We start from the raw sequence: 8,508 nt of genomic DNA, 5'->3' as shown, positions 1-8,508 counted from the left end.
GGTCGAAATTCGCGATTGGATCGAATCACAACCCCGCAAACCGGGCACACGACCTCGTTCTCAGCCAGTAGATCTCCACGACCCAGCCAGTGGCGATAAAAGCGACGGTACTTGACTGGAACTTCATCGAAGCCCGTGTCGTTCTTCAGCACAAAACCTCCCAATCCTTTGTCTCTATGAACTTGAGCAGCCGAGCTTTGCAGGTAGACAGACCGTGGCCGGCGTATTGGCTCGGCGCAAAGCCGATCATGTCGCTGGCTTCCTCGAGGGCCGCCACTTCCCCCACGCAATCGGTCGAAAGGGCTACGACGAGCGCTTCGGATTCCTGCTCATCGAGATTGGGGATCGGCGTGTCCGGCGAGACACCATGCGGGCGATCCCTCAGATACCCATTGACCGACTGGGGCCAGAACTCAAACGAGTGCACTTCGTTGAAGAATGCCTCGTGCTCTCGCGTGTGGACTTTGATCGATTCCACAGACATGATCGGCTCGGCCTCCGTGTCGACGCCAGGGCGCCGGCAGATACACTCTCAGGTCAGTGCATTTGAGGAGCCTGGTATTCGAGACCAATTCGCTCCAGACGAATCTTGAATTCCTTGACGACCGTATTCGACAGGACGGCTTCCATCTGGGATGGGTCGGCGCTGGCCAAATCTGTTCCGTGCCAGATCTGGTTCCCGGGCGAAGCTCCAGACCTGGCCGCTTTTGCCTGGGCGAGTCGCCTACCTTCGACCATCGCCTGTCCCTGCAAGCGAAACGAGTCCGCGAAAGTGGCCAGCATGTGATAGGTCATGTCCCTCTGCATTTTCTGTACTTCTGGCTTTTTTTCTGGCTGTTCGCGAATCAGAGAGCCGATGCGATTCTCTCCGAAGCCAACGTGTCGCCGCTCGTCCGCGATCGTTCCACGCAGCGTATGGGCAAACTTCGGGTTGGTTTCCCGGTTGGCGGCATACATCATCTCGAAAGTGCTGAACGCGAGTCCTTCGAGCACGATATTCTGACCGACCACTCCTGCCACAAAATCTCCCTTGTCTACTTTTTCAAGCAAGATCTCGGCAAACTTCACTAGGTGGGGATTCGCCAGCTGGCTTATCGTGGCCTCCAACTCGTTCTTCTTGACACCCAGGTCGTAGAGTCGCTGGGTAAAGATCTCGACATGCCGCGCTTCATCCAGGGTCTGGGTCGCAAGAAAGCTCTTGCTCGGATAATCGGGGGCCGCATTGATCAGGCCCGAAGATGCCGCGAGGGCAGCCCGCTCACCCACGACGAGCTGCACAGTGGTGCGAATGGCATCTTCCTTGAGCACGGGATTTTGATCAATCAACCCCGGTTCCTTCTCGCCCGGTCGATGCCCGAACTCGGTATTGTTGAGATAGCCCTGCGGACAGGACTCGAGCCAATTCTGGATCGAGTATGCGGTCAGAAAGTCGGCCACGGCTCGTCCCTCCTTTTGTGTCCTTGGTTCGCCATTGTCTTGACTTGGTCAATATGTCGAGATCGATTCTCCTCGACCAAGAACGCGTGATTCGGGCGGTGAGATGAAATAGTTGCAAATGCCGTGCCGTCGCTGTCGTGCACGTGACGCGACCTGGGATGGGATTCGTCAATAGAGTGTGGCGTGATGACTGCTTCGGCCGGCCCAGTGCGACGCAATTGCTCAGGTTCCATACTCTGGGCCGCGCCGGAATCCCGCGCGAGGGATATCAATCCGCGGAATCAACATTTCGGGGAGCGATCCGACGTTCGCGTCGAGTGGCTCGCTATTCGTCCTTCATTTTCAAGACAGGACAGTGGGCCCGTTGTACGACCCGTCCGTCACACTGCCGACTCAAACGAACCGCAACGTTCCTTCGCGAGGCATAGAGCCCCAGGTGTTGGACAAAGTGCCCCGCTCCATAAGCCCATTACACCTGCGCCCTCCCGTCGCCGCGAGCTGGTCGCGATGCTGAACTGACTACCGACCTTCCAAGTGACTCGGTGACTTGCTCTTCAAGAAGAAGAGTGCGCGACACCGAACTCGACCTGAAGCGTCTGTGGCCTTGTGTCACGGAAATCTCATTCTGTGGGGCGAGGTGTCGCGAGGGGAAGGCGAACGACAAGTCAGAGCTGTTCAGTTTGACGTCGAGGGGGTCGGCTCAATGGCACGGTCATTGCAGGGAAATAATTGGGGTCGACTGGAATGTCGCACCGAATGATGTTCGGAGCGAGAGGTGGAGAAGCCACGACAATGCAGCCCTTCGAAACGTGCACCCAACCCAAATGTTTTCTGCGGGAGGACGGGGTCGATTCGCACTCCCTTGCGGAGCTGATTGTGCGAGTGCTTGCTGGCGAGGATGTTGCGATGCAATCGCCCATCCAACCCTACGAGCGTTGCGTAGGATGCGTACAGTGTGTCCTGCGAGGTGGGAGACCGTTGCCGACCATCGAAGAGGTCGAGCGCTCCTTCAAGGTGGGGAGATGGACATACCGCAGATCGCGACGAAGGATGCGACGCGAAGCACGCTGAAGCTAGAGCGAGCGTGGCTTTCTTCCGGCTTTTCCGAAGATTGAAACCACGGTCCGCGCCGGGAGGTCGTCATGCAAGAATCTTCAATGCGTGAATTCCAAAATGGGATCGAGATCCTGGACATACATGAGTGCTTTCGACTCCTGCATGAGGGAAGCGTTGGATGCCTCGGCTTGCCGTCGATCGGGGCCCCCGAACTCCGTACGGTGAACTACACGATCGACGGCCGCTCGCTCGTCATCCGCACGGGAGAAGGTCAAATCCTGGAGGCGGGACACCACGGCCTTCCTGCCTCATTTCAAATATTCGGCATCGACGGGCTCGAGCACACCGGCTGGAGCGTGTTCGTAACCGGGAAACTCTCCCAACTGGCCACCGATCAACATAACCTGGCACTTCCCTTGAGACCCTGGGCGTCGGGGCGCAAGGATCGCTTCGTCGGGCTGTCCATGTCGCAGACGAGCGGGCGCAGGATACCACCGGGTCGAGGTAACCGATGATGGATTCAGCCGCTGTGCCAGAACTCAACCGATGGGGTCGCTCGGCGGACGAGTCGCTTTTACAATCAATCTTTCGCAGGGCCTACCACTCCTGGTTTCGCGTGGAGTGGGAGGGACTCGAGAATGTGCCGCGCACCGGTGGTGCGCTGTTGGTCTCGAATCACGCAGGCATGCTTCCGGTGGACGGCGGCATCATCCAGGTGGGGATCGAGGAAGAAGTTGGCCGCAAGGTCTACATGCTCGCCCATCACGGATTCTTCAAGTTCCCATTCTTTGGATCAACCCTCGAACGCAATGGGGCCGTGGTGGGACATCCCGACAACGCCCATCGACTGCTGCAGGAGGATCAATACCTGGTAGTAGTATTTCCCGAGGGCGCAAAGGGTCCGCTCAAACCCCCATCGGAACGATATCGACTTCAGCGATTCGGGCGCGGGGGATTTGTCGAAACCGCGATGCGCGCTGGAGTTCCCATTGTACCCATCGTGTTGGTTGGCACCGAAGATGCGACTCCGGCCGTGGCACAGCTGCGAGTCGCGGGCTACGACTTCCCGCTCACACTCAACAGCTTAATGTTGGGTCCGATTCTCGGGATCTTCGCACCCTTCCCGGTAAAGATTCGGGGGCGGGTACTACCGCCGATGCAATGGGACGAACCACCCAACCTCGGTACCTATTCCCGCAGCCTCGTAATGGATCGGGCCGAAGACATTCGCGCAAGCATGCAAGAAGCTCTCAACATCCTGGTGCACAACCGCAAGAGTATCTGGAGAGGTTGACGGAGTAATCAATCATGAAGAACGTCTTGATTGACGGGGTATCGAGTCCGTTGGCAAACCGACTTGCCGAATTACTATCCCATCGCCCAGAGATTGAGCGTCTGGTGGGAGTCGAGCCTGCAATGAATTCGAACTGGCCCCAGGAGATCGAGTTGGTCGCGTTCGAGTCCGACCACCGACGACAGCTCAAGCACCTCCGAGACTACGAAATTGACACGGTGATCCAGTGCAACCTGGCCCCGGATCGTACCGGCGCCTGTTGCAAACCCAGTGCGGCTGATGTCATCGGGACCATGCGATTGGGAGCGGCCGTTGGCCATGCGAAGTCCCCAGTTCGGTCCTGGGTCGTTCTTTCATCGAGCGCGGTGTATCCGGTGAACAGCACGAGACCGCTGCTAAACCACGAGGCTAGCAAAACAGTGGCCGACGAAGTGGCGTCCGATACTTCAATAGTCGAAGCAGAAGAGTACGCTTCGGCCGTAGCACGCCGTGTCTCGCACTTGAACGTGGCGATTCTGCGCCTTCAGGAATTGATCGGCAAAGACGTACGCGGACCGCTTTCGGCGCATTTTGATCTGGAACTGGTGCCGGCGGTCATCGGCCATGACCCGGTCCTCCAGTTCCTGCACATCGGGGACGCGGTGGACGCGGTGATCTTTGCGGCCGACCGCGAATTGGCGGGGATCTACAACGTGGCTTCGCGAGGCGTGATCCGCTTCAGCGATTTTCTATGCAGCATCCACCGCAGGAGCATTTGGCTGCCACCGATTGAAGCCGGCCCTCTTGCCCCGATCGCCGAGTCGCTTGGACTTCCGCACATCGCCAATGGTCTGCTTGCCCGGCTTCGCTTCGGTCACGCCATCGATACCCACAAGCTCGAGTCCGCAGGTTTCAAGCCCAGTGCCGATCAATTGGATTGCGCTGCAGTGCTACGGCGTTAAATGCGGGCCCACTCTCCCTTCCAAGGCGCGTAGGCAATCGACTATCTGATGTTTCTCAACGCAATTGACATCCTCGACAGGTTGTACTTATAGGGCGTTGGTGCATGAATAGGGACGGGGCAGCAGGTCGCTATTCGTGCATCGACGCCCCAGAGGGCCAAGCCCCGACAGAACTCGATTCGCAGCTGCGATCGATCGACATTTTCAGGACAAGACATTTGTATTATCTACCCATCTCCTCCCTCTGCTCCACGGTAGCACCAAAAACTGGCGTCAAAAATGGTGTCAAACCCCAGACACAGAAAAGCCCCAGCAAGCTAACAACCTGCCGGGGCTTATCTTTAGTGGAGCACGAGACCAGATTCGAACTGGCGACCCTCACGTTGGTAACTCAAGGTCCTTTCAGGAGGTTAGAATCCACCGGCGGTCAAGCGTGTCAGATGAGCCAGATGACTCAATTCAGGCGGCACGGTAGACTTCACTGGGTTGCGTCTTCTTCGGCGCGCACTGACTTCTGATTGCTTCCCGGCTAGCCTGGTATGGGAAGGGCGCGAGGGGGGGTGATGCGAAACACGGTAATCCGGACATCAGTCGTCACCGCCACCGCGCTCATGGGTTTGGCCACTGTCCTGGCGCTTGGCTGTGCGACCGCCAGCGAGCGCGTGGCCTTGGCACAGCTCGACGACTGGGTGGCGCGAAGGCCTGTTGAGCAAGTCAACTCCGTGCTGCCCGCCGAGCCCGGGCTGGCAGACCTCGAGCGATTCGCGTTCGAGAGCTCACCAATTCTGCGCGCGGCCTACGAACGCTGGCGCAGCCAGGTGAGCGCGATCGCGCTCGTGCGAGCGCTGCCCGATCCGACCCTCGGTCTCGGCATCTTCGCCCGGGAGGTCGAAACCCGCGTGGGGCCGCAGCAGGCCCGATTCGCGTTCGAGCAGCGGATACCGTGGCTTTCCAAGCTCAGCCTAGCCGGCGATGCACGTGCGCTGGCCGCGCAGACAGCCTTTGCCGAAGCCGAGTCCCTGCGCCTGGATCTTCGGGTCCAGATCCGGTCGATCTGGGGCGAGCTCTACTTCCTCGGCAAGCGGATTGAAATCACCAGCGACAACGTGGAACTCGTTCGTCAGTGGGAACGATCGGCGCGCGCGCGGTATACGTCATCGCTGCTCAGTTATCGCGATATTGCCCGCGCCCAGATCGAGCTGGGGATTCTTGAGGACGACCTCACCCGACTCCACAAGCGCCGCCGCCCACTCGTAACGCGACTGCTCGCGCTCGTCGGGGCGGATCTCAGGTCCCCGGTCTCGATTCCCGAAGAGCTTCAAGAGATCGCTCCTCTGCCTCCCGATGAGGAGCTGCGTACCCGTCTGCAGGAGCAAAATCCCGAGTTGGTGGCGCTGAGCCACCGCGCCGATAGTGCGCGCATCGAGGTCGATCGTGCCCGCACCCGTTACCTGCCAGATTTTCGTGTCGGCCTTGCGTACACGTTGATAGGTGAAAGTGAAGCAGCCATGCCCCCTGCGGACAGCGGGAAGGACGCGGTCGTGCCGCAGCTTGGCTTTTCGGTGCCGATCTGGTGGGGAGCCTACGCAGCGGGTGTCGAATCGGCAGCCGCGAGCCAGCGCGCTGCAATCCAGGATGTACGTGGTCACCGCCTCGCGCTCGAAGCAGAGCTCGACGACGTCCTCTTCAATCTGCGCGACGCACAGCGCCGCCAAGTACTCTATCGGGACGAAATTGTGCCCAAGTCGCGCGAGAACCTGGAAAGCACAACGGCGAGCTACCGCAGCGGACGGGCTGCCTTGATCGATCTCATCGACGCCCAACGGACGCTGCTGGAATTTGCTTTGGCGCTCGAGCGTGCTCGGTCCGATGCCTTCATCGCCGCGGCGAGGGTCCGTGCCCTCGTCGGAGGAGTTTGATCATGCCGAGCGAGAGTCGAGATGAGAGCCGGTTTCGAGGCAATGGACGATCCCTGTCGAAGCTTGTCGCAGCGACAGCGACGCTGATGGCGGCTCTGGCGCTTACAGTGGTAGGGTGTAGTTGTGCGCCGACGGAGAACGGGGGGGACACCGATCCGCGTTCGACGTCTACCGCACACGAGCACGAGGAGGCCGAAGCCTACACGTGTGCCATGCACCCGCACATCAACCTTCCGGAGCCGGGCAACTGCCCCATCTGCGGAATGGAGCTGATCCCCGTCACGACCGGCTCCACCCAAGTGAGCGGCAATGCGCTGAAGCTCTCGCCCTACGCCGCAGCGCTGGCGCGCGTGCAGACGGCTCGGGTCGAGCGGAGACCAGTGACGCTCGACCTGCGCCTTGCCGGCAAGCTGGCCTTCGACGAGACCCGGGTGCGCACCATTTCGGCCTGGCTGCCGGGGCGCATCGACCGACTCTACATCGACTACGTGGGAGTGACCGTCAAGGTGGGCGATCACCTTGGGGAACTCTATGGCCCGGACCTGTTGGCATCCCAGCAGGATCTGATTGAGGCGGCGCGAACGGTCCGACGATCGAAGCAGGGCTCTTCGACGCTGGCGGCTACCGCCCGTGCCACGCTGGAGGCGTCCCGCGAGCGTTTTCGGCTCTGGGGTTTCTCCGCGGAACAGATTCGGAAGCTTGAGCGAGTAGGGCGACCAAGTGACCATCTTACCGTCTATTCACCGGTTTCAGGCGTCGTGATCGAGCGTGCTGTCGACGAGGGGTCCTATGTGCGTGAAGGGGACACGATCCTGCGCATCGCCGATCTCAGCGAGCTGTGGCTGGTGATGGTCGCCTACGAGAGCCAGCTCTCGTGGCTTCTGGTGGGACAGGCCGTTGAATTCGAAGTTCCGGCGCTTCCGGGAGATCGCTTCGAGGGGCGGATTGCGTTCGTGTCTCCCGTGGTCGACCCCGTGACGCGAACGACACAGATTCGCTTGAACGTCGACAACGCAGAGGGGCGCCTCAAGCCCGAAATGTTCGTGAGGGCCCGGGTGCGAGTGCATCTGCGCGCGGACGGTAAGGTCTTCGAGCCGTCGCTCGTTGGGAAATGGATCGGTCCGATGCATCCCGAGATTGTTCGCGAAGAGGCGGGTACCTGCCCGATCTGCGGCATGCAACTCGTGAAAGCAAAGACGCTGGGCTACGAGACCTCCGGTCCGCCCCCCCTAGTCATCCCGACCACGGCGGCCCTCATCACGGGGACGCGAGCCATCGTCTATGTGGCCACCCTAGAAGCCGACGATTCCACATCGTACGAAGCCAGAGAGATCCACTTGGGACCGCGCGCTGGCGACACGTACATCGTGTTGCACGGCCTGGAAGAAGGCGAAAGCGTCGTGAAGCACGGCGCCTTCAAGATCGATGCATCGATCCAGATCCAGGCGAAACCCAGCATGATGAATCCCGAGGGCAGTGAGGCCACGACTGATCCGCACGCTCTGATGGGAATGTGAGGTGGATCCTCGTCGCACCCTCATCGGCCGGCTGATCGGCGCGTGTCTCGACAACACGCTCATCGTCACCCTTCTCGCAGTGTTGTTCCTCGCCTTGGGTTTTGCCAACGCGCCCTTCGACTGGGATGTCGGATTACCACGAGATCCGGTGCCCGTCGACGCGATTCCAGATACCGGCGAGAACCAGCAGATCATCTTCACCGAGTGGACGGGCCGTTCTCCCCAGGACATTGAAGACCAGGTCTCCTATCCGCTGACCGTGGCGCTGCTGGGCGTCCCCGGCGTCAAGACGATCCGCTCGGCTTCGTACTTCGGATTTTCGTCGATCTTCGTGATCTTCCAGG

General features: G+C 60.0%; 8 protein-coding genes. 6 read left to right on the top strand and 2 right to left on the bottom strand.

Annotated features, from left to right (window positions below; genetic code table 11):
• Positions 1–145: 145 nt before the first annotated feature.
• Positions 146–484 (bottom strand): hypothetical protein, encoded by a 339-nt coding sequence (locus tag IH881_19390; protein ID MCH7869866.1) that lies wholly within the window; start codon positions 482–484, stop codon positions 146–148.
• Between the two features lie 53 nt (positions 485–537).
• On the bottom strand, positions 538–1,437 hold the full coding sequence (locus tag IH881_19385) for a ferritin-like domain-containing protein (protein MCH7869865.1): 900 nt from the start codon (positions 1,435–1,437) through the stop codon (positions 538–540).
• Positions 1,438–2,579: 1,142 nt separating this feature from the next.
• On the opposite strand from IH881_19385, the gene IH881_19380 reads away from it, so the two are divergent.
• The 6 genes from IH881_19380 to IH881_19355 form a co-directional block, all read left to right on the top strand.
• Positions 2,580–3,008, top strand: a complete 429-nt coding sequence (locus tag IH881_19380; GenBank protein MCH7869864.1) for a pyridoxamine 5'-phosphate oxidase family protein — start codon at positions 2,580–2,582, stop codon at positions 3,006–3,008.
• A complete protein-coding gene (locus IH881_19375; GenBank protein ID MCH7869863.1) occupies positions 3,005–3,787 on the top strand; it encodes an acyltransferase family protein in 783 nt (260 codons plus the stop codon). Before IH881_19380 ends, IH881_19375 begins: the two co-directional genes overlap by 4 nt.
• 14 nt (positions 3,788–3,801) lie before the next feature.
• Positions 3,802–4,728: an NAD-dependent epimerase/dehydratase family protein gene (locus IH881_19370; GenBank protein ID MCH7869862.1), complete on the top strand. Its 927-nt coding sequence runs from the start codon at positions 3,802–3,804 to the stop codon at positions 4,726–4,728.
• 563 nt (positions 4,729–5,291) lie between these two features.
• On the top strand, positions 5,292–6,647 hold the full coding sequence (locus IH881_19365) for a TolC family protein (protein MCH7869861.1): 1,356 nt from the start codon (positions 5,292–5,294) through the stop codon (positions 6,645–6,647).
• A gap of 2 nt (positions 6,648–6,649) precedes the next feature.
• The gene (locus IH881_19360; GenBank protein MCH7869860.1) at positions 6,650–8,164 is read left to right on the top strand and encodes an efflux RND transporter periplasmic adaptor subunit; all 1,515 of its coding nucleotides are present in this window, start codon (positions 6,650–6,652) and stop codon (positions 8,162–8,164) included.
• Between the two features lies 1 nt (position 8,165).
• Positions 8,166–8,508, top strand: a 343-nt coding sequence (locus IH881_19355; GenBank protein MCH7869859.1) for an efflux RND transporter permease subunit, incomplete at its 3' end; no start/stop codon positions are given.

The sequence above is a fragment of the Myxococcales bacterium genome, from assembly GCA_022563535.1.
In the GTDB taxonomy this organism is placed as follows: domain Bacteria; phylum Myxococcota_A; class UBA9160; order UBA9160; family UBA4427; genus DUBZ01.
Note: the sequence above shows the minus strand (reverse complement) of the source record. Positions and strands in the feature narration are given on the sequence as shown.

Excerpts from the sequence above, each read along its gene's own strand:
- IH881_19390 (MCH7869866.1), bottom strand. The coding sequence starts at position 484 with ATGTCTGTGGAATCGATCAAAGTCCACACGCGAGAGCACGAGGCATTC.
- IH881_19380 (MCH7869864.1), top strand. The coding sequence starts at position 2,580 with ATGCAAGAATCTTCAATGCGTGAATTCCAAAATGGGATCGAGATCCTG.
- IH881_19375 (MCH7869863.1), top strand. The coding sequence starts at position 3,005 with ATGATGGATTCAGCCGCTGTGCCAGAACTCAACCGATGGGGTCGCTCG.
- IH881_19370 (MCH7869862.1), top strand. The coding sequence starts at position 3,802 with ATGAAGAACGTCTTGATTGACGGGGTATCGAGTCCGTTGGCAAACCGA.
- IH881_19365 (MCH7869861.1), top strand. The coding sequence starts at position 5,292 with ATGCGAAACACGGTAATCCGGACATCAGTCGTCACCGCCACCGCGCTC.
- IH881_19360 (MCH7869860.1), top strand. The coding sequence starts at position 6,650 with ATGCCGAGCGAGAGTCGAGATGAGAGCCGGTTTCGAGGCAATGGACGA.